Consider the following 19139-nt stretch of genomic DNA (forward strand, 5'->3'; position numbering starts at 1 on the left):
CACCTAGGGGCTCCCTTGAAGCGGGTGGTAGTGGGTTCTTGGGCCTTCCCCCCCCCCCCCCCCCCCCCCCCCGCCCCCGGTCCGGCCGCAGCTCCTCGAAACCCTCCTTCACGCACGCAAGCCGCGGGGCGCCTTGCGCTCACCGGGCGAGGAAGCCGGTGACGAGCGCGGTCACCTTCGCCGGGTTGTCCTCCTGCACCAGGTGACCGGCCTCGCCGATCCAGGCCAGCTCGGCGTGCGGGATCCGCTTCGCCAGGTCCTTCGCGCGCTCCGGCGGCAGCCACGCGTCCTGGTCGCCCCAGGCGATCAGGACCGGGCAGTCGAGTTCCCCGTAGCGGTCCTCGACCTCGCGGGTGAAACGTTCGTCGGCCTGGGCGATCTGCCGGTAGAACGCCGGCCGGCCCGCCTCGCCGAGCCAGGGCGCGACCAGCGCGTCGAGCACCTCGCCGCGCAGCTCGCGGTGCGCCGCCGTCGTGATGTAGCGGCGGACCAGCGCCTCGTGCAGGTTCGGCGGCAGCGCCTCGAAGACCTCGTGGTCGTCGTGCACCAGGCGGAAGAACTCCGAACCCCACGGGCGCACGCTCACCGCGTCGATCAGCGCCAGCCGTCCATATTGGACACCGTCCAGCAGTGCCGTCCGCAGCGCCACCGCGCCGCCGAAGTCGTGGGCGATCACCGATGGGGCACGCAGGCCCCAGTGCCGCAGCAGGCCCGTGAACACCTCCTGCTGGGCGGCCAGCGAGACGTTCTGGCCGTCGCGCTTCTCGGACTGCCCGTAGCCCGGCATGTCCCAGACGAACACCTGGTGCCGGGCGCTGAGCGCCCCGGCTACATCGCGCCAGACGTACGAGGAGAACGGCGTCCCGTGCATCAGCACCACCGGATCGCCCTGCCCCAGGCTCGCCCAGCGCACCGTTCCGTGCGGCGACTCGTGCCGCTCCGGCAGCTCCCAGTTCATCCCGGCCTCCTCGTTACTAGCTCAAAGCCTATGCCGGTAACGTTACCATCAGATTCGCCATACCGGTAATCTGATGTCGTGGCATACGACCGACCGGCCGCACCGGGCGAGCTGGAAGCAGTCGAAGCGTTCGGCAACTCCGCGCGCTTCCTGCACGACGAGGACGCCTTCGCGGACATGGCAGGCGCCCAGGCCTGGCTGCGCGCGCACGACTGGCCCCAGGCTGCCGACGAGCTGGACGAACCCGGGCGTCAGGAACTGGTGCGGGCCCGGGAGGCGATCCGCGATCATCTCGCCGGGACCGGCTCCGCGGAGCTGAACGACCACGCGAGCCGCCTGCTCGAGGCACCTCGGTGGCAGGACGGCCAGGTGGTGATCCCGACCGCGCACGGGTCCGCCGTCGAGCGGCTCGTCGGCCGGCTCATCGCGACCCTGGTGGTCGACGGGCTGGCCGGCAGGCAGGGCCGGCTCAAGGTCTGCCGGGCCGACGACTGCCGCTGGCTGTACTACGACAGGTCACCGGGCAACAACAGCATCTGGTGCAGCATGGACATCTGCGGAGCACGCCACAAGATGCGCGCCTACCGAACGCGCCGCAAGGCCTGATCCGACCGGCGTTCACCACGAGGAAGAGGACGTTCGATGCGGGTTGCGATCACCGGGCACCGGGGCTTGTCCGCGGAAACCGCCCGAATGGTGGCCGACGTGCTGCGCGCGGAGATCGGCGGCTACCAGGCCGCCGAACTCGTCGGGCTCACCTGCCTCGCCGACGGCGCGGACAGCATCTTCGCGCGGCTCGTGCTCGACCACGGCGGCCGGCTCGCCGTGATCCTCCCGGCCAGCGAATACCGCGACTCACTTCCCGAATCGCACCTCGCGACCTTCGACGCGCTCCGCGCGGCGGCGTCCGAGACCGTCGAGCTCGACTACGTCGCCGCGGAGCCGCAGGCCTACCTGGCGGCCGGCCTGCGCATGCTCGACACGGCGAACCACCTGATCGCGGTCTGGGACGGCCGCCCGCCCGCCGGACCCGGCGGCACCGCCGACATCGTCGCGGCCGCCCGCGACCGCGGGCTCCCGGTCACCGTCATCTGGCCGCCGGGCGCCCGCCGCGCCTGACCCCGAACGCTCGCTCCGGTTCTTACCGGCATAGCCACTCACGACCCCGGACGACGACGAAGGGCGTCACCCGCTGCTCGGTGGGGGACGCCCTTCGCGTGAGACTCGAACCTGATCAGGCGACGGCCTCGTCGGCGTCGTCCGGGGCGTCGTCCGGACGCAGCGGCAGCGCCTCGAACGCCGCCGGCGGCTCCTGCCAGTGCGTCGCGGACGCGCCGGCCTCGATCGCCCGCCACACCCGCTCCGGGGTGGTCGGCATGTCGATGTGCCGGACCCCGAGGTGCTTGAGCGCGTCCACCACGGCGTTCTGCACCGCCGGGGTCGAGCCGATGGTGGCGGACTCGCCGATTCCCTTGGCGCCCAACGGGTTGTGCGGGCTCGGGGTCTCGGTGTTCGACACCTCGAAGGACGGCAGGTCCGCCGCCGACGGGATCGTGTAGTCGGCGAGGGTGCCGGTCTCCGGGTTGCCCTCGGCGTCGAAGGTCACCTGCTCCCACAGCGCCTGCGCGATGCCCTGCGCCGCGCCGCCGTGCTGCTGACCGCGCACGATCATCGGGTTGAGCACCCGGCCGCAGTCGTCCACCGCGACGTGCCGCAGCGGCCGGACGAACCCGGTCTCGGTGTCCACCTCGACCACCGACACGTGCGCGCCGAACGGGAACGTCGCACCGCCGGGTGCGAAGTCGACGTTCGCGGCCAGCCGGTCGCCGTCGTCGGCGGCAGCGCGGGCGAGCTCCGCCCACGCGATCGTCGCGCTCGGCACCCCGGCCACGCCGAGCTCGCCGCCGTCGGTCACCTGGATGTCGTCGACGGACGCCTCCAGCCGGGACGCCGCGAGCTCCTTGGCCTTCTGCAGCACGGTGGTGCCGGCGTCCTGCACCGCGCTGCCCGCGATCTGCAGCGACCGGGACCCGCCCGTGCCGCCGCCGCGCGGCACCTGCGCCGTGTCGGACTGCACGAACTCGATCGACTCCATCGGGATGCCCAGCGCGTCGGAGACGATCATGGCGAACGAGGTCGCGTGCCCCTGCCCGTGCGCGGACGTGCCGACCTTGATCCGGGCGCCGTTCTCGTGCACCTCGACCTCGGCGTACTCGCCCGAGCCGCCGCCGGTGATCTCCACGTACGCGGCCACGCCGATGCCCAGCAGCACCTTCTCGCCGGCCGCGACGCGCCGGGCCTGCTCGGCGCGCAGCGCGTCGTAGTCGGCCAGCCGCAGGGCCTCGTCGAAGGGCAGCGCGTAGTCGCCGCTGTCGTAGTTGGCGCCGACCACCGTCTTGTACGGGAAGGACTCCGGCACGAGGAAGTTCTTGCGCCGCAACGCGACCGGGTCCACGTCCAGCTCGGCCGCGGCCAGGTCCATCATCCGCTCCAGCATCGCCGCGGCCTCCGGCCGCCCCGCGCCGCGGAACGCGCCGGTCGGCGTGGTGTTGGTCATCGCGGCGACGGCGTCGTAGCTGATCTTCGGGATCTGGTAGACGCCCTGCGCCATCATGCGCGTCGAGCCCATGGCCAGGATGCCACCCCAGCCCGCGTAGGCACCGGAGTCGCCGATCACGCGGCAGCGCAGCCCGACGATGGTGCCGTCGCGCTTGAGGCCCAGCTCCGCGAACTGCACCTGCGCCCGGCCGTGCGGCATCGCCTGCATGTTCTCCGAACGCGTCTCGATCCACCGGACCGGCCGCCCCAGTCGGTTGGCGACCGCGACCGCCACCGCGTGCTCGGGGATCACCCCGGCCTTGCCGCCGAACCCGCCGCCGACGTGCGGGGAGATCACCCGCACCCGCTCCGGCTCCCAGCCGAACGCCTTGGCCACCCCGTCCCGCAGGCCGTGCGGCATCTGCGTCGAGACGTGCACCGTGGCGTCGTACTCCTCGTCCGGGCCGCCCGGCTGCACCGCGATCGCGTTGCCCTCCAACGGAACCACCGCGACGCGCTGGTTCTCGATGCGGGCCCGGACCACGACGTCCGCCTCGGCCAGCGCGTCCGCCCCGACCGCGTCGCGATATCCGGCGGCCACGTTCGAACCCAGCTCCGGGAACTGCTGCTCCGCCTCGGGGTCCAGGGCCTGCTCCGGGTCGGCGACGGCGGGCAGCGGGTCGTAGTCGACGTCGACCAGCTCGATCGCGTCGGCGACCGCCGCGGCGCTCTCACCGACGACCACGGCGACGGCCTCGCCGACGAAGCGGACCCGGTCGGTGGCCAGCGACGGCCGCGCGCACTGCGCGTTGAGCTCGATGAACGGCGGCGGAATCGGCACGTCCAGGTCGGCCGCCGTGAACGCCGCGACGACGCCCGGCGCGGCGGCGGCCGCGGTGACGTCCACATTGCCCAGCCGTGCGTGCGCGAGCGGCGAGCGGACGAACCCGAGGTGCAGCATGCCCGTCAGTTCGAGGTTGCCGACGTAGGTGCCCCGACCGCGGAGCAGTTCCGGGTCCTCGACCCGTTGGACTTCGGTCCCCAGCAATGAACCCACCATGTTCGAAACCCTATCCGTCCCGTCGCCGGTAAGCACCGGAAATCCGGTTGCGGTCGGGGCCCAACGCCGAACACCCGCCGGAAATTCCCGCTCCGCCCGGGACCGGGGCTCCGGAACCGACCGGGCCGGTCGTTCGGCCTGGTGAGGCCTCGTGAGCGGTTTGGTCCGCCATAGCGATCCAAAGTACTCACGAGCCCTGACCGGCGATCGGGCGGCATCCCGGGCGCAGCCGTTCCGCTTCAATGCCTGGGGACCATGCGCGGCGGCCGGGCCGGGCGCGGTGTCGACTCCACTCCGCACAGGATGATGAAGCCGAGCACGGCCAGGCCCGCGTGCAGGAAGTTCTCGGCCGGATGCAACAGGAACGGCGTTCTTCCTTCCCCGACAGTGCTTTCCGCGGTGCCGTAGACGAACAGCATCACGCCGCCGACCATCTGCACCGCCGCGAACAGCGCCACCCCGCGCCGCCACGGCGCGGCGACCAGCGCCAGCACGCCGGCGATCAGCAGCAGGACGCTGTGCGCGGTGTTGAGCTGGAAGACCACCAGCACCGCAACGTCTTCCGCCTGCCCGCCGGCCAGTCCCAGCGCACCGAGCAGGATCAGGAACAGGCCTTCCGCGCCCAGCAGCAACTGCCAGCGCACCTCCGGGCGCTGCCATCGCGAACGGGAAACCATCGAGCACCTCCGGACGCGCTCGCCTCCCGAATGCCCGTCGCGCGGCGATCGAAAACCTGCGGCGAACCGTGCTTCCCAGTCCGTTGACCGACCCCGTTCGCAACTGTAGTTTTCACATTCACAAATTCAGCTTCACAAATGTGAAATTCCGAGCACAAGGGAGTGCCCGATGGGAACATCGGTCGCGAGCAGCGACGATCCGTACGTTCTCACCGCGGACGGCATCAAGGAACCCCCCAAGGGCTGGAAGTCCAGCCTCCGATACCTCGGCCCCGGCCTGATCGTCAGCGCCTCGATCGTCGGTTCCGGCGAGCTCATCGCCACCACCGCGCTCGGCGCGGAAGTAGGTTTCGCCCTGCTGTGGATGGTGATCCTGTCCACCGCCGTCAAGGTGGCGGTGCAGGCCGAGCTCGCCCGCTGGACGATCATCACCGGCAAGCCCGCGCTCACCGGGTTCAACCAGGTGCCGCCGAGGATCGGCCGGGTCGGCTGGATCAACCTGCTGTGGATGCTCATGGCGCTGTCGAAGCTGCTGCAGGTCGGCGGCATCGTCGGCGGCACCGCGGTCGCGATGAGCATGCTGATCCCGATCGGCGGCGAACCGCTCGGCTCCACCTCGCTCACGGTGTGGACGATCATCATCGTCGCCGGCAGCATCGCGCTGCTGTACTCCAGCAACTACAACCTGATCGAACGCGGCGCCTTCGCGCTGGTGGCGGTGTTCTCGGTGGCCACCGTGGTGATCGCGCTCGGCCTGCCGTTCACGCCGTTCGGCTACAGCGGCGGCGACCTGCTCAGCGGCCTCACCTTCACCATCCCGGCCGGAGCCATCGGCGCCGCGGTGGCGATGTTCGGCATCACCGGCGTCGGCGCGGACGAGATCACCTTCTACACCTACTGGTGCGTGGAGAAGGGCTACGCGCGCTGGGTCGGCCCGAACGACGGCAGCGAGGCGTGGCAGAACCGCGCCCAGGGCTGGATCAAGGTGATGTACAAGGACGTCTTCCTGTCCTGGGTCATCTACACCTTCAGCACCCTGGCGTTCTACGTGATGGGCGCAGCGGTGCTCAACCCGCAGGGCCTGGTGCTCAAGGGCAACGAGATGATCACGACGCTGTCGCAGATGTACACCGACGTCATCGGCGAGTGGGCGGCCGTGGCGTTCCTCGTCGGCGCGGTCGCGGTGCTCGGGTCCACCCTGTGGGCCTCGATCCCGAGCTGGTCGCGGATGTACGTCAACGTCCTGGCGGAGCTGGGCGTGATGGACTGGCAGAACGCCCGCTCCCGGCAGAAGTGGATCCGCGGGTTCACGGTGGCGCTGCCGATCCTGTGGGGCACGGCCTACCTGTTCGTCAACTCGCCGGTGGTGATGGTGCAGATCGGCGGCATCATGACCGGCATCTTCCTGCCGGCGGTGGTGGCCGCGACCTGGTACCTGCGCAACACCCAGGTCGACAAGCGCCTGCACGGCTCGAAGGCCTTCAACGCCCTCCTGGTGATCAGCAGCATCGCGATCAGCCTGCTGGGCGTCTACAGCCTCCTCAGCGTCTTCGGCGTCTCCTTCGACTGACGAATGCTGAAGAGCACCTCCCGGGAGGTGCTCTTCAGCATGTCGCGGATCAGCGGGGGGCCATGCGGATGGCGCCGTCCAGGCGGATCGTCTCGCCGTTGAGGTACGGGTTCTCCACGATGTGGCAGGCCAGCGCGCCGAACTCGGCGGGCTCGCCCAGGCGCTTCGGGTTCGGCACCGAGGCCTCCAGGGACTGGCGCACGTCCTCGCGCAGCCGCCCCAGCAGCGGGGTGTCCATGATGCCCGGCGCGATGGTGCACACCCGGATCGCCTTGCTCGCCAGGTCGCGCGCCGAGCACAGCGTCATGCCGACGATCGCCGCCTTCGACGCGGTGTAGGCGATCTGCCCGATCTGCCCGTCGAACGCCGCCACCGACGCGGTCAGCACGATCGCACCGCGCTCGTCGTCGACGGCGTCGTGCTTCGCCATCCGCGCCGCGCCGAGCCGCAGCGCGTTGTAGGAGCCGACCAGGTTCAGCTGGATGACGTCCTCGAAGGGCTCCAGCGCGCCGGGCTGGCCGTCCTTCTCCACCAGCCGGATGCGGGCCCCGCGCCCGGCGCAGTGCACCAGCGCGCGCAGCGGCCCGACCTCGTCCGCGACATCGAGTGCGGCGGCGAACTGCTGCTCGTCGGTGATGTCGGCGGCCGCGAAGCGCACGGCGTCGCCGAGTTCCTTGGCGACCTCCGCGCCCTGCGACGTCGGCAGGTCGATGATGGTGACCTTGGCCCCCGCCTTGACCAGCTTCTGGGTGGTGGCAAGGCCGAGACCGGACGCCCCGCCGGTCACCGCCGCCGAAATACCTTCCAGGCGCATGCGCAGATCCTTTCCACACCGGTGTGCTCGGCCCATTCAAAGCACGCCCCTCGACGCCGGTCAAAGTCCGGTTCGCGAACGGAACCGAAGGCCCGGCCTATATCCGGTGGACAGGCCGGTGAGAATGCATGACGTGAACCAGCACTGGACCGTCGAGCCGGTCGGCGTGGACGAACCCGTGGTCGTCGAGCTGCTGCGCGAGTACATCGACGAGATCGCCAGCCGCTACTACGGGCGCCCCGCCACCGCGGTCGAGGTCGACGAGGCGATCGCGGAAGATCCCAACGACGGCCTGCACCCGCCGGAAGGCGTGTTCCTGGTGGCTCGCGGCGCGGAACCGTTCGGCTGCGTCGGGATCCGCCCGATGGAACCCGGCATCGCGGAGCTCAAGCGGATGTACGTCCGGCCGCAGGCCCGCGGCCTCGGCGTCGGCACCGGGCTGCTGGCCGCCGTCGAACAACACGCGAAGGAGCTGGGGTTCCGCTCGATCCGCCTGGACACCCGCAACGATCTCGTGGAGGCCCGCAACCTCTACGCCAAGAACGGCTTCGACGAGATCCCGGCCTACAACAACGGCCCGTACGCCGAGCACTGGTTCGAGAAGAAGCTGTCTTGACTGCTCCCCGCGTGAAGGCGGGGGGAGATTCTTCGTCCCTCGTCTTCAGGCACTAGTGGGGATTCCTGGTTCAAGCTGCCTGATCGCCCTTCGGGCGGTCAGGTCTTGCGCTCTCAGCACCAGCCGGGTACAGCCCAGCCCGGACCAGCATCACGTGCGCGGAGTTCTTGTCTCTCGGACAGACGTGTCCGCACGCCATGCAGGTGTAGGTACGTTCCGACAGCGGGAGCGCGTGCTTGGTTCTTGCTCCGCACCGACCGCAGTCCATCGTCGTGTGTTTCGGGTCCACGAGCACCACCACGCGGCCGTGCTTGCGCCCCATCATCAGTAGTTCGTTCTTCGTGGCCGCTATCGCGGCATCAGCGGCTTTACGGGACAATGATCTGCTGCTGCGGTACCGACCCACCTTGCCGTAGCCACTCGTGCTCGCCTCGCCAGCAGGTCAGCAACTTGTCCAGGTATCCCGGACCACACTTCTCGCTCGCTTGGTGCGCGCGCCGGGACTCGGCTACGCACTGGTTCCAGACCCACCGACACCGATCCCATTCCGAGACAAGAGCGCGGCGGGCGGCGCGGCGGACACGCACACGATAGGTGTACCGAGCATGCCCGGCGTCTTTCGCCTGCGTGTCCGCCCCCATGAAGATCACCGTAGTTCAAGGACGAAGCCAACCACGTACACCTACTGGTCAACTTCCCGCCCAAGATCGCGGTCTCAAAGCTGATCAACTCCCTCAAAGGCGTGTTCCCCGCCTGCTACGCAAGAGTTCGAAGACCTGCGATTCGCCTACTGGAACGGCGTACGGCTGTGGTCCAGGTCCTACTTCGCCAGATCAGTCGGTGGAGCAGCCCCAGCGCGGTGCGCCAGTACATCGAACGCCAAGCATGACCGGTCATGCAGGCCACCGCTGGGCACGCAAGGCGTGAAGTTGATGCGCTTCCTCCCACCCTGAAGGACGGGGCATCCGCGCTACGCTCCTCCGGGTGAGCGGGCAAGTGGAGCGCCTGACGGCCGCGGACGCCGGCGAAGTCCTGACGCTGCAACGCGCGGCGTACGTGACCGAGGCGCAGGCCCACGACGACGTCCGGATGCCGCCGCTGATGCAGACCCTCGACGACGTGCGCGCCGACCTCGCCCGGCCGTCGTGCCTGGCGTGGGGCTGCCGCGAGGCGGGACGGCTGGTCGCGTCGGTTCGCGTGGAGCTCAACGGGGCGACGGCGGAGCTGGGTCGGCTGATGGTCGCGCCCGACCGGCAGGGCCGCGGCCTCGGCACCGGCATGCTGCTGCACGTCGAGCGGAACCTCCCGGCGCAGGTCGAGGCGATCGAGCTGTTCACCGGCGAGCACAGCACCTCGAACCTGCGGCTCTACCGGCGCATGGGCTACGCGGAGACCCACCGGAGCCCGGCGGGGCACTACGAGCTGATCCACTTCCGCAAGAGCCTGCGATGAGCTCGGCGGGCGGCATCAGTCCGCAGGTGATCCGGACCGAGCGGCTCGACCTGATGCCGCTGCGCATCGACCACGCCGCGGAGATGTCGAGCGTGCTGGGAGACCCGGAGCTGTACGCCTTCATCGGCGGCGCCCCGCTCACACCGGATGAACTGCGGACCCGCTACGAGCGGATGCTCGCCGGCCCGCCGGATCCCGAGGTGTCCTGGTGCAACTGGGTGATCCGGCTGTCCGGCGAGGCGAGCCTCGTCGGCACGGTGCAGGCGACGCTGAGCCCCGCCCACCCGGGACCGATCGCCGAGATCGCCTGGATCGTGGGCGCGGACTGGCAGCAGCGGGGCATCGCGACGGAAGCGGCACGAGGCCTGGTGGGCTGGCTCCGCCGGAAACCGGTGCGCGCGGTCCTCGCCCACATCCACCCGGACCACCACGCATCGGCGGCGGTGGCAACGGCGGCGGGCCTGCGGCCAACGGACCAGTGGCACGACGGAGAACTCACCTGGCGCCTGACCCTCGACCGGACGACCTAGATCGTTTCCCGCATCCGCGCGCCGACGTGCTGCGATACTCCTCGGCGTCCCGCGGAACCGGAGGTGGCTTTGACCGAGGCGGTGACCACGCGGTTCGTGGTGCTCAACGACCAACCGGTGGAAACCGGGGAGGACGACCTGCTCGACGCCGCGGCCACGGCACGCGCGCTGGTCGACCTCATCTCCGACTCCCACGTCTCCACCCCGTTCACGGTCGCCATCGACGCCGGGTGGGGCATGGGCAAGAGCAGCCTGATGCGGCTGATGCTGGCGCGGTTGGAGGAGCGGGGCACCCCGACCGCCTGGTTCAACGCCTGGACCTCCGGCGCCGACGCGCTGGAAGTGCTGATCAAGTCGGTGCTGCTGACCTTCGACCGCAACATCGTGCGGCGGGCCTACCACCGGCTGGCGAAGCGGCGCCGGGCCGTGCGGGTGGTCCGGCTGCTGCTCAAGGTCGTGCTCAAGTTCTTCGGGGTGCACCGGATGGTGGACGAGCTGTGGCGGCAGCTGTCGGTCGATGCCAAGTCGCGCAACGAAATCCGCGACGTCGTGCACGACATGGCCAAGGACTGGGCCGACGGCGGCGGCTCGGACGGCCGTCAGCTCGTGGTGTTCATCGACGACCTCGACCGCTGCTCCGGCGACGTGGTGCTGGCGGTGTGCGAGGCGATCAAGCTGTACCTGGACGTGCCGGGACTGGTGTTCGTCATCGGCTGCGACCAAGCGGTGCTGGCCCGCAACGTACAGGAATCCGGCGGCTCGGCTGGGCGCGCGCTGGAACATCTGGAGAAGATCGTGCAGGTCTACTACCGCACACCCGCACCCGACCAGGAGAGCGTGCGGCGGCTCATCGACGGCTTCGCCGGCCGGTCCGGCACGAGGGAGCTGTTCGGCGACGGCGTGACCGCGCTGATCGCCCAGCGCACCAGGCGGAATCCGCGCCGGATCAAACGGCTGATCAACAGCTTCGTCCTCGAATACCACCTGAACCGGGACTGGCAGCGCTTCGGCGCGTCCGCGCTGGTCCGCATCATCCTGCTGCAGCACTTCTACCCCGAGTTCTACCGGAGCCTGACGAGCACCGATGACCGGGACATCGTTTCGGAATTCCTGGCCTACACCTCGGTTCGCGAGCACTGCAAGGCGGGCAACCACCCAGGTGACGACGAGTTCTTCACCAACCACCAGGTGGCGCCGCCACCCGCCGGCGCGGACCACGACGTGCTTCTGTCCTCATTGGACCGGGTCGAGCAGGAACTGCCCGTCTTCTTCCCCGAACTGGCGGCGAACCCGGACTTCGCGTCGCTGATCGGCGAGCTCGCCCAGGAGGCGGACTTCGACGAACTGCAGAGGTACCTGCAGCACGGTCGCCGCGGCAGCTTCTCGTTGCCCAGCCTGCTCACCGACGACGAGTTCCCGCAGGAATTCCTGCTGAACCGGCCGGCGGAAAGGCTCGATGCCCTCAGCTCGCCGGAGTCCTGGGCTTCGCGGCACGACCTGTGGCGCTCGGTGGACGAACTGCGGCACCACCACGACCCGCGAAGCCTGCACGAACTGCTCGGCCAGGGCATCGACCTCTTGCGAGTCCCCGCACCGGAAGAGACCGACGCCTCCCCCGGTCTCCGAGTGCTGTGGATCGATGACTCCTTCAAACCCGACCTGCTGGGCGACGCGAAGCTCGACCTGATCGCCGACGCGGACCGCCGAGGCATCCGGGTCCTCCGGACGAACGACCCGGAATCCTTGAAGGACACCTTCCGCCGGCTCGAACCCGACCTGTTCATCTCCGACATCACCCGCGACGGCGACCCGAACGCGGGACTGGACGACCTCGCCGCGCTGCGATCCGACGGGATCTACGACGGCCCCGTCATCTTCTACACCAGCAGGGTCACCCCGTCCCGCGTCAAGCGCGCCGAGGAGCTCGGAGCGCTGGGCGTCACCGCCGATCCCCGCGAGCTCATGTCCTGGATCGAGCGTGTCGTGGCCGACCGCGACACCGCTCAGGACTGAGCCGCTTCGGCCGGGACGTCGCCTCCGTCGGCGAGTTCCGGGAGCCAGCGCAGGGCCTCCGGCACCGGGTCCGTGCCGCGCATCGCGTGGTGGAGATATGTCTTCGCCACCAACAACTTCCGGTACCCTCGGCCGCTCCTGGCTTCGTGGTCCGCCTGCTCGAACAGCAGGGACGCCATCGTCGTGCACGCCGCCAGGGTCGTGAAGTCGCCGCACATCGCCTGGGCGTACTCGTCGGATTCCGACAGCAGGGACTTGCCCAGGGTTCGCAGCCCCTCCACCTCGGTGAGGAGTTGCTCGGCCGCTGCTTTGACGTCCGCGTCCACGATCCGGTCCAGGCGCTGCTGGGCCGTGTCCGCCAGGAGCTCGTGGGCGTTGTCCTTGCGGATGCAGCGCAGGACGTCCAGCGCGATCACGTTGCTGGAGCCTTCCCAGATCGAGCCCAGGTGCGCGTCTCGCAGCAGGCGCGGGTTGACCCAGTCCTCGATGTAGCCGTTGCCGCCCCGGATCTCCATCGCCTCACCGGTCACCTCGCGCGCCAGCTTGCACAGGTGGTGCTTGCCCAGCGGCGTCAGCACCCGGATCAGCCGGCTCGCCTCGGGGTTCCCCGCGTCCGCCCGGTCCAGCGTCGCCGCCGCCTCCATCACGAAACCGAGGCCCGCCTCGGTGTGCAGCATCATCGGCAGCAGCGTTCGCCGCATCAGCGGCTGGTCGAACAGCGGCTTGCCGAACGCCACCCGCTGTCGCGTGTGGACGATCGACTCGTGCAGCGCGCGCCGCATCAGCGCCACCGCGCGCATCGCGTTGGACAGCCGCGACACGTTGACCATCTCCGCCATCTGCACGAAGCCGCGCGAGAGATCGCCGACCGGCAGCGCGTAGCAGTCCTCCAGCGTCACCTCGCCGCTGGCCATCGAGCGGGTGCCGAGCTTGTCCTTGAGCCGGTCGATCCGGTAGGTGTTCCGGCTGCCGTCCGGCCGCAGCCTCGGGACCATGAACAACCCGAGCCCCTTGGTGCCCGCCGGCCCGCCGGGAACCCGGGCCAGCGTCAGGATCACGTCCGCGTTCACGTTGGAGGCGAACCACTTCTGGCCGCGCAGCGTCCAGTGCGACCCGTTCGGGGTGGCCTCCGTCGCGGTCTGGCCGACGTCGCTGCCGCCCTGCTTCTCGGTCATGAACATCGCGCCGGTCAGCAGCGAGTCGAACCGGGGCGAGCTCAGCCCGTCGATCTCGCGCTCGAAGACCTCCGCGTCGCCGAACCTGCGCAGCACCCGGGCCGCCGAGTCGGTCATCGAAACCGGGCAGAACAGCCCGAACTCGGACTGCACGAACACGTACGACAGGGCGTACTTGACCACGTGCGGGATCTTGGTCGCCCAGCCGTGCACGCCCGGGCGGTGCGACATCGCGGCGAAGCCGAACCGCTCGAACGCCAGCCGCGACATCTCGGCGTACGCCGGGTGGTAGACGACCTCGTCGACGCGGTCGCCCGCGGCGTCGTACTGGCGCAGCCGCGGCGGGTTGACCTCGGCGACCGCGGCCAGCCGGTCCAGCTCGCCGGCGGCAACCTCGCCGACGTCGCGCAGGAGTGGCTCGACGCGGTCCATCTGGTCGACGTAGCGGGCCAGCAGCGGGCGCAGGGCGGGATCGAGGTCGGCGAAGTTCATGCCCAGCACGTTTCCACCGGGTCGCGGGGCTGTCCAATACGGAATCGACGCCGCGCTGAGACTCCCGGCGACTCAATGCGTTCCGCGATGCGGAAGCGCGCCGGGTCGGCTCGGCCTCTACCGTGGGAGCAGGAATCCCGGCGAGCAGGTGGGCGGCGCGACATGACCGAGGCGGAACGGAAACTGGTGCTGATCCGGCACGCGAAGTCGGCCTGGCCGGACGACGTCGACGACGTCGACCGGCCGCTGACCGAGCGGGGCCTCCGCGACGCGCCGGCCGTCGGCCGGTGGCTGCGCCAGCACGCCGCGGCGGTCGAGATCGCGATCTGCTCCCCCGCCGTGCGCGCCCGGCGGACGTGGGATCTGGCGGCCCCGGAGATCCCGGCGGAGCCGATGCTCAAGCACGACGACCGGATCTACGCGGCCTCGGCCCGCGAGCTGCTGGCCGTCATCCGCGAGATCCCGCCCTCGGTCATGACCGCGGTGGTCGTCGGCCACAACCCGGGCCTGGAAGACCTGACGGCGCTGCTCACCGGCGAACCGGCGGAGCTCAAGACCGCGGCGATCGCGCTGCTGTCCAGCGCCGCGCCGTGGTCGGAGGTCGCGGAGTCCTGGGCGAGCGCCGCGACCTACGCCAAGCCCCGCGGCTGATCCGGCTAGGGAACAAGGCCGTGAGTCTTTCGGGCTGCGATAGAGCCTGTTTCCGAACTCATCCTGCGTGGCGGTGCGGGTGGCGGAACCTCAGGCGCCTTCTCGCTGTGGGATCCCCGACATCATGAATGCCAATTCACCACGTCGGGGCTGTCCTCGCGAGAAAACACCTGAGAACCCGCAGCGGTGCAAGCTCCGCAGGTAGGCTAAGCGGCTGCGCCGCTTCAAGGACAAACCCCGCGCTACCACACCTCACACCACGACATCCAAAACAGCCTCGTAGCGACCCAAAAGACTCACGGCCGGAGTGACCAGCGGAAACGTTGATCCGCGAAGCTCCAGGCAGCCGGCTTGCGGCGCGGCGTCAGGCGGGCTGCACCCCGGGGCGGGTGTCCTCGACGACGTAGCTGGCCCGGGTCGAGATCGGGGCGTCGGGTCGCGAGATGAACGGGACCACCCGGTAGTCGCTGCGCCACAGCTCCGGTGTCAGCGTGCAGCGGACGTAGCCGCGCTGGGCGTTGAAGAACTTCATGTGCGGGTTCGCCGCGAGCATCGTGCGGCCCTCGTCGGTGATGTCCGCACCGTCGCCGCCGCTGCTGATCGAGGTGCCGACGAACTCGCTGGCCACCGTGGGCGAACCCGGGTCCTCGAAGTCGCGCTTGAGGTCCCAGGCGTAGTTCTGGTGCCGGTCGCCGGTGATCACCACCAGGTTGCGCACCCCGCGGTGGGCCGCGCCCGCCAGCAGCGCGTTGCGCTCCGCCACGTAGCCGTCCCACGGGTCCATGAACAGCTTCTTCGCCGGGCCGGCGTCGAGGTCGGTCTCGCCCATCGGCGCCTGGTTGCCGAGGATCTGCCACCGCGACCGGTTCCCGGAGAACCCGTCCAGCAGCCATTCCCGCTGCTGCTCCCCGAGGATCGTGCGGCGCGGGTCCAGCCGCTCGGTGCAGTCGTACTTCGAGCCGTCGCCGCAGGGCTGGTCGTCGCGGTACTGGCGGGTGTCGATCATGGTCAGGTCGGCCAGGTCGCCGAACTTCAGCCTGCGGTGCAGGCGCACGTCCGGGCCGCTGGGCATCGCGGTGCGGCGCAGCGGCAGGTTCTCGTACATCGCCTGGAAGGCCGCGGCCCGGCGCTGCAGGAACACCGCGGGATCGGTGTTGTCCTGGGAGATCTCGTCGGCCCAGTTGTTGTCCACCTCGTGGTCGTCCATCGTGACGATCCACGGGAATGCCGCGTGCGCGGCCTGCAGGTGCGGATCGGACTTGAACAGCGCGTACTGCAGCCGGTAGCGCTCCAGCCGCTCGGTCTCCGACTTGAACTCGTCGCCGAGCACGACGCCGCGCTTGTTGTCCGTCTGGTCGTACTCGTAGAGGTAGTCGCCGAGGTGCACGACGAAGTCCAGGTCTTCGGCGGCCATGTGCTGGTAGGCGGTGAAGAAACCGTCCTTCCAGTGCTGGCAGGAGGCGAAGGCGAACGACAACGAGGCCAGCGCGGCGCTCTTCGCGGGCGCGGTCCTGGTCCGGCCGACCGGGCTGAGCTCGCCACCGGCGCGGAAGCGGTAGAAGTACTCGCGGCCCGGCCGCAGGCCGGCGACCTCGGCGTGCACCGAGTGGCCGAGCTCCGGTGTCGCGGTGGTCTCGCCGCGCCGCACGACGTCGCGGAACCGCTCGTCGGTGGCCACCTCGTAGCGCACCTTCACCGGTTTGTCCGGCATGCCGCCGGAGCCGTCGGCGGCCAGCGGCTGCGGCGCCAGCCTCGTCCAGAGCACCACGCCGTCGGGCATCGGATCGCCGGAGGCGACGCCCAGCGAGAACGGGTATCCGCCCCGCAGCCGGGTGTCGGCCGCCGCGCTGCTCCACGCTCCCGTGCCGAGCAGCACCGCGGCCGCGCTCGCACCACCGAGCCCCAACAACGTGCGGCGATTCAACTTTCCTGACATGCGTCACTCCATCTGTCGCAAACTGGACAACGCAGCGATCTTGCGCACCGGGAGCGTCCGGTAGGCCGCGAGCAGGCGTCGCGGAGGTGAACGCCGGGCGAGCTGCAGCCGGATATGGCCGCCAGCCCGCCCGGATCAGTGCCAGGTCACCAGCGCGTCCAGGGCTTCGACGCGGTCGCCGTCGACCAGGAGCGGGTTGACCTCCAGGGATTCCAGGCCGTCGCCGAGCGCTTGGGCGAGGCGTCCGATGCGCACCACGACGTCGGCCACCGCGTCCAGGTCGGCCGGAGCCGAGCCGCGGGCGCCCTGCAGCAGCGCAGCGCCGCGCAGTTCGCCGAGGGCCTGCCGGACCTGGGCGTGGTCGACCGGGAGCAGGCGCAGCGCCGAATCGCGCAGCACCTCGACCCACACCCCGCCGAGGCCGATGGCCATCGTCAGGCCCCACGACGCGTCGCGGACGACGCCGACCAGCAGCTCCACGCCGCCGCTGCGCTGCGGCTGCACGAGCGCGCCGATCCCGCTCGCACCGGATTCCCGCAGCGTCGCGCACACTTCCTCATGCGCGCGGCGCACGTCCTCGGGGCCGGACAGGCCGAGCCGGACGCCGCCGATGTCACTCTTGTGCCCCAACCCGTCGGCGACCGCCTTGAGCACCACCGGGTAGCCGAACCGCTCGGCGGCCGCGACCGCGGCTTCCGCATCTGCCGCCGGCTCCGAGGGAACCACCGGGATCCCGTTGGCGGACAACAGGGCCGCCGCCTGGTGCTCGGTCCAGATCCCGGAACCGCGCACGCCCAGTGGCTCCGGATCGTCCACATGGGACACCGCGGCCTCGGACCAGCGCGCCGCGGCGCCCAGCGCGGTCATGCCGTGCTCGATTCCGCCCGCCACGTAGGGAAAGCCCGACTTCTCCTGGATCATCCGGCCGAACTCGCTGACGTCGGCGCACACGTTGCCGATCACCGCCACCGGGCGCGGCGACTCGCGGATCCGGCGCGCGTTCTCCCGGAACGCCGCGATGCTCAGCTCCGGGTTCGGCGGCGGCACCCGCGGCAGGTCGGCGAGCAGCAGGACCGCGTCGATGCCCGGGTCCTCGGCCACCACCTCCAGCGCCCGGCCCAGCAGCGTCCGGTCGACCACCACGTACCCGGTCACGTCCAGCGGGTTCTGCACGGTGGCGAACTCCGGCACGATCTCCTTCAGCCGCGCCACGGTCTCCGGGGCGTACTCGGGGAGTTCGAGCCCTTCCTCCGCCGCGCGGTCGGCGATGATCTCCGACGCACCGCCCGACGGCGTGACCACGCCGATGCGGCGCCCCGGCAACCGCCCGACCTCGGCCAGCAGCCCCGCCGTGATGAGCAGGTCCTCCAGCGAGCGCACGCGGATCACGCCGAGCTGCCGGAACGCCGCGTCGACCACCGCGTCGTCGCCGACCAGCGCGCCGGTGTGCGCCTGCGCGGTGTGCGAGGCGATCTCGCTGGACCCGATCTTCAGCGCCACGATGGGCTTGCCCGCCTGCGCGGCCCGGCGGGCGACCCGCGCGAACTCGGCCGGGTGGCGCACCTGCTCCAGGAACAGCGCGATGACCTTGGTCGCCGGGTCGTCGACGAGGTAGTCGATCACGTCGGTCACCGACAGCACCGTCTCGTTGCCCATCGCGGTGAGCAGGCTGATGCCGACGTTGCGGGCCTGCGCGAAGTTCAGCACCGCGCTGGCCAGCGCCCCGCTCTGCAGCACCACCCCGATCGGGCCGCTGACCAGCGGCGCCGGGATCGGCAGGCCGTACGGGGTGCTGCCGGCGGCCGCGTTGATGTAGCCGTTCCCGTTGGGCCCCAACAGGATCAGGCCGTGCTCGCGGGCGAAGTCGGCCACCTCGCGTTCCAGCCTGCGGCCCTCGGCGCCGGTCTCGCCGAATCCTGCGGTGAGCACCACGTAGCTGCGGATGCCCAGTTCCGCGCCCTCGCGCAGCACGTCCAGCAGCGCGTGCGTCGGAACCATCACGTACGCCAGGTCGACCTTGTCCGGAATCGCCGACAGGCTCGGGTGGGCGCGCACGCCGTGCACGACCTCGGTGCGGGGGTTGACCAGGTGCACCGGGCCGGGGAAGCCGTTGTTGCGCAGGTTGTCGAAGGTGGCCAGCGACCAGCCGGACTTGTCGGTGGCGCCGACCAGGGCGATGGACCGCGGGTTGAACAGCGCCCGCACCGCTTCCGCGCTCATCGCGCCACCACCCGGAAGCACGGCAGCTCGGGCCCGTCCGCGCCGAGGCTGGTGATCACCAGCTCCACCCGGTCCCCGATGCGCACCCGGCCCGCATCCGCGCCCGGCTCGTGGGACCCCAGTTTCAATTGAAACTGCGGGCCGACGATCCGGGACAGCATCCGCGGGCCCTCGTCCAGGTCGACGAGCGCGACGGTGAACGGCGCCTGGTCGGCGAACTCGCCGAACGCCTTGTGCGCGACCGTCCAGGAGTAGATCGTGCCGCGGCCGCTCGCGGTGAACCAGTCGAGCCGGTCGCCGAAGCAGCCCGGGCACACCGAGCGCGGGTAGAAGACGGCGGCTTCGCAGTCCGCGCACCGCTGGATGCGGAGTTCGCCCGCGGCGATGCCGTCCCAGAACGGACGCGTCTCGGCGTCCGGGATGATCTGCACCATCGG

At 70.5% G+C, this 19139-nt stretch carries 17 protein-coding genes and 1 pseudogene; 9 read left to right on the top strand and 9 right to left on the bottom strand.

The window, feature by feature from the left end; translation table 11 throughout:
• Positions 1-139: 139 nt before the first annotated feature.
• A complete protein-coding gene (locus AC07EQ_RS09260) occupies positions 140-958 on the bottom strand; it encodes an alpha/beta fold hydrolase (RefSeq protein WP_478387513.1) in 819 nt (272 codons plus the stop codon).
• 78 nt (positions 959-1036) lie between these two features.
• Here AC07EQ_RS09260 and AC07EQ_RS09265 point away from each other — a divergent pair, with 78 nt between their 5' ends.
• Together AC07EQ_RS09265 and AC07EQ_RS09270 are read left to right on the top strand one after the other, a co-directional pair.
• Positions 1037-1564, top strand: coding sequence for a CGNR zinc finger domain-containing protein (locus AC07EQ_RS09265; RefSeq protein WP_478387514.1), 528 nt, complete (start codon positions 1037-1039; stop codon positions 1562-1564).
• Positions 1565-1600: 36 nt separating this feature from the next.
• Entirely contained in the window at positions 1601-2077 is a 477-nt protein-coding gene (locus tag AC07EQ_RS09270) for a hypothetical protein (RefSeq protein WP_478387515.1), read from the top strand.
• A gap of 115 nt (positions 2078-2192) precedes the next feature.
• Here AC07EQ_RS09270 and AC07EQ_RS09275 read toward each other — a convergent pair whose 3' ends face one another.
• The gene (locus AC07EQ_RS09275; RefSeq protein WP_478387516.1) at positions 2193-4556 is read right to left on the bottom strand and encodes a xanthine dehydrogenase family protein molybdopterin-binding subunit; all 2364 of its coding nucleotides are present in this window, start codon (positions 4554-4556) and stop codon (positions 2193-2195) included.
• A gap of 239 nt (positions 4557-4795) precedes the next feature.
• Positions 4796-5233, bottom strand: a complete 438-nt coding sequence (locus tag AC07EQ_RS09280) for a DUF4383 domain-containing protein (RefSeq protein ID WP_478387517.1) — start codon at positions 5231-5233, stop codon at positions 4796-4798.
• A gap of 169 nt (positions 5234-5402) precedes the next feature.
• On the opposite strand from AC07EQ_RS09280, the gene AC07EQ_RS09285 reads away from it, so the two are divergent.
• Positions 5403-6803, top strand: a complete 1401-nt coding sequence (locus tag AC07EQ_RS09285) for an Nramp family divalent metal transporter (protein ID WP_478387518.1) — start codon at positions 5403-5405, stop codon at positions 6801-6803.
• Between the two features lie 49 nt (positions 6804-6852).
• On the opposite strand, the gene AC07EQ_RS09290 is transcribed toward AC07EQ_RS09285, so the two are convergent.
• Positions 6853-7617, bottom strand: a complete 765-nt coding sequence (locus tag AC07EQ_RS09290; protein ID WP_478387519.1) for an SDR family NAD(P)-dependent oxidoreductase — start codon at positions 7615-7617, stop codon at positions 6853-6855.
• A 124-nt stretch (positions 7618-7741) separates the two neighbouring features.
• On the opposite strand from AC07EQ_RS09290, the gene AC07EQ_RS09295 reads away from it, so the two are divergent.
• Entirely contained in the window at positions 7742-8233 is a 492-nt protein-coding gene (locus tag AC07EQ_RS09295; RefSeq protein ID WP_478387731.1) for a GNAT family N-acetyltransferase, read from the top strand.
• Positions 8234-8303: 70 nt separating this feature from the next.
• Here AC07EQ_RS09295 and AC07EQ_RS09300 read toward each other — a convergent pair whose 3' ends face one another.
• Complete coding sequence (locus tag AC07EQ_RS09300; protein ID WP_478387732.1) at positions 8304-8558, bottom strand: zinc ribbon domain-containing protein; 255 nt, start codon at positions 8556-8558, stop codon at positions 8304-8306.
• Positions 8559-8909: 351 nt separating this feature from the next.
• On the opposite strand from AC07EQ_RS09300, the pseudogene AC07EQ_RS09305 reads away from it, so the two are divergent.
• The 4 genes and pseudogenes from AC07EQ_RS09305 to AC07EQ_RS09320 form a co-directional block, all read left to right on the top strand.
• Positions 8910-9122, top strand: a pseudogene (locus AC07EQ_RS09305) (transposase); the annotation flags it as partial.
• Between the two features lie 95 nt (positions 9123-9217).
• The gene (locus tag AC07EQ_RS09310; protein ID WP_478387520.1) at positions 9218-9685 is read left to right on the top strand and encodes a GNAT family N-acetyltransferase; all 468 of its coding nucleotides are present in this window, start codon (positions 9218-9220) and stop codon (positions 9683-9685) included.
• Positions 9682-10215, top strand: coding sequence for a GNAT family N-acetyltransferase (locus tag AC07EQ_RS09315; RefSeq protein ID WP_478387521.1), 534 nt, complete (start codon positions 9682-9684; stop codon positions 10213-10215). The genes AC07EQ_RS09310 and AC07EQ_RS09315 overlap by 4 nt, the downstream gene beginning before the upstream one ends.
• 69 nt (positions 10216-10284) lie before the next feature.
• A complete protein-coding gene (locus tag AC07EQ_RS09320) occupies positions 10285-12228 on the top strand; it encodes a P-loop NTPase fold protein (protein WP_478387522.1) in 1944 nt (647 codons plus the stop codon).
• Here AC07EQ_RS09320 and AC07EQ_RS09325 read toward each other — a convergent pair.
• Positions 12219-13895 (bottom strand): acyl-CoA dehydrogenase family protein, encoded by a 1677-nt coding sequence (locus AC07EQ_RS09325; protein WP_478387523.1) that lies wholly within the window; start codon positions 13893-13895, stop codon positions 12219-12221. The genes AC07EQ_RS09320 and AC07EQ_RS09325 overlap by 10 nt on opposite strands.
• A 162-nt stretch (positions 13896-14057) precedes the next feature.
• On the opposite strand from AC07EQ_RS09325, the gene AC07EQ_RS09330 reads away from it, so the two are divergent.
• A complete protein-coding gene (locus tag AC07EQ_RS09330) occupies positions 14058-14546 on the top strand; it encodes a SixA phosphatase family protein (RefSeq protein ID WP_478387524.1) in 489 nt (162 codons plus the stop codon).
• A 364-nt stretch (positions 14547-14910) separates the two neighbouring features.
• Here the strand turns inward: AC07EQ_RS09330 and AC07EQ_RS09335 are convergent, their stop codons facing one another.
• The 3 genes from AC07EQ_RS09335 to AC07EQ_RS09345 all read right to left on the bottom strand — a co-directional run bounded on the left by AC07EQ_RS09335 (position 14911) and on the right by AC07EQ_RS09345 (position 19136).
• Positions 14911-16482 (bottom strand): alkaline phosphatase D family protein, encoded by a 1572-nt coding sequence (locus AC07EQ_RS09335; protein ID WP_478387525.1) that lies wholly within the window; start codon positions 16480-16482, stop codon positions 14911-14913.
• A gap of 135 nt (positions 16483-16617) precedes the next feature.
• Complete coding sequence (locus tag AC07EQ_RS09340) at positions 16618-18702, bottom strand: acetate--CoA ligase family protein (protein ID WP_478387526.1); 2085 nt, start codon at positions 18700-18702, stop codon at positions 16618-16620.
• Entirely contained in the window at positions 18699-19136 is a 438-nt protein-coding gene (locus AC07EQ_RS09345; protein WP_478387527.1) for a Zn-ribbon domain-containing OB-fold protein, read from the bottom strand. Before AC07EQ_RS09345 ends, AC07EQ_RS09340 begins: the two co-directional genes overlap by 4 nt.
• Positions 19137-19139 lie beyond the last annotated feature (3 nt).

Source organism: Saccharopolyspora sp. NPDC045839 (assembly GCF_056431645.1).

Coding starts and splice junctions, on each gene's coding strand:
- AC07EQ_RS09260 (WP_478387513.1), bottom strand. CDS start 958: ATGAACTGGGAGCTGCCGGAGCGGCACGAGTCGCCGCACGGAACGGTG.
- AC07EQ_RS09270 (WP_478387515.1), top strand. CDS start 1,601: ATGCGGGTTGCGATCACCGGGCACCGGGGCTTGTCCGCGGAAACCGCC.
- AC07EQ_RS09275 (WP_478387516.1), bottom strand. CDS start 4,556: ATGGTGGGTTCATTGCTGGGGACCGAAGTCCAACGGGTCGAGGACCCG.
- AC07EQ_RS09280 (WP_478387517.1), bottom strand. CDS start 5,233: ATGGTTTCCCGTTCGCGATGGCAGCGCCCGGAGGTGCGCTGGCAGTTG.
- AC07EQ_RS09285 (WP_478387518.1), top strand. CDS start 5,403: ATGGGAACATCGGTCGCGAGCAGCGACGATCCGTACGTTCTCACCGCG.
- AC07EQ_RS09290 (WP_478387519.1), bottom strand. CDS start 7,617: ATGCGCCTGGAAGGTATTTCGGCGGCGGTGACCGGCGGGGCGTCCGGT.
- AC07EQ_RS09295 (WP_478387731.1), top strand. CDS start 7,742: ATGCATGACGTGAACCAGCACTGGACCGTCGAGCCGGTCGGCGTGGAC.
- AC07EQ_RS09300 (WP_478387732.1), bottom strand. CDS start 8,558: ATGATGGGGCGCAAGCACGGCCGCGTGGTGGTGCTCGTGGACCCGAAA.
- AC07EQ_RS09315 (WP_478387521.1), top strand. CDS start 9,682: ATGAGCTCGGCGGGCGGCATCAGTCCGCAGGTGATCCGGACCGAGCGG.
- AC07EQ_RS09325 (WP_478387523.1), bottom strand. CDS start 13,895: ATGAACTTCGCCGACCTCGATCCCGCCCTGCGCCCGCTGCTGGCCCGC.
- AC07EQ_RS09330 (WP_478387524.1), top strand. CDS start 14,058: ATGACCGAGGCGGAACGGAAACTGGTGCTGATCCGGCACGCGAAGTCG.
- AC07EQ_RS09335 (WP_478387525.1), bottom strand. CDS start 16,482: ATGTCAGGAAAGTTGAATCGCCGCACGTTGTTGGGGCTCGGTGGTGCG.
- AC07EQ_RS09340 (WP_478387526.1), bottom strand. CDS start 18,702: ATGAGCGCGGAAGCGGTGCGGGCGCTGTTCAACCCGCGGTCCATCGCC.
- AC07EQ_RS09345 (WP_478387527.1), bottom strand. CDS start 19,136: ATGGTGCAGATCATCCCGGACGCCGAGACGCGTCCGTTCTGGGACGGC.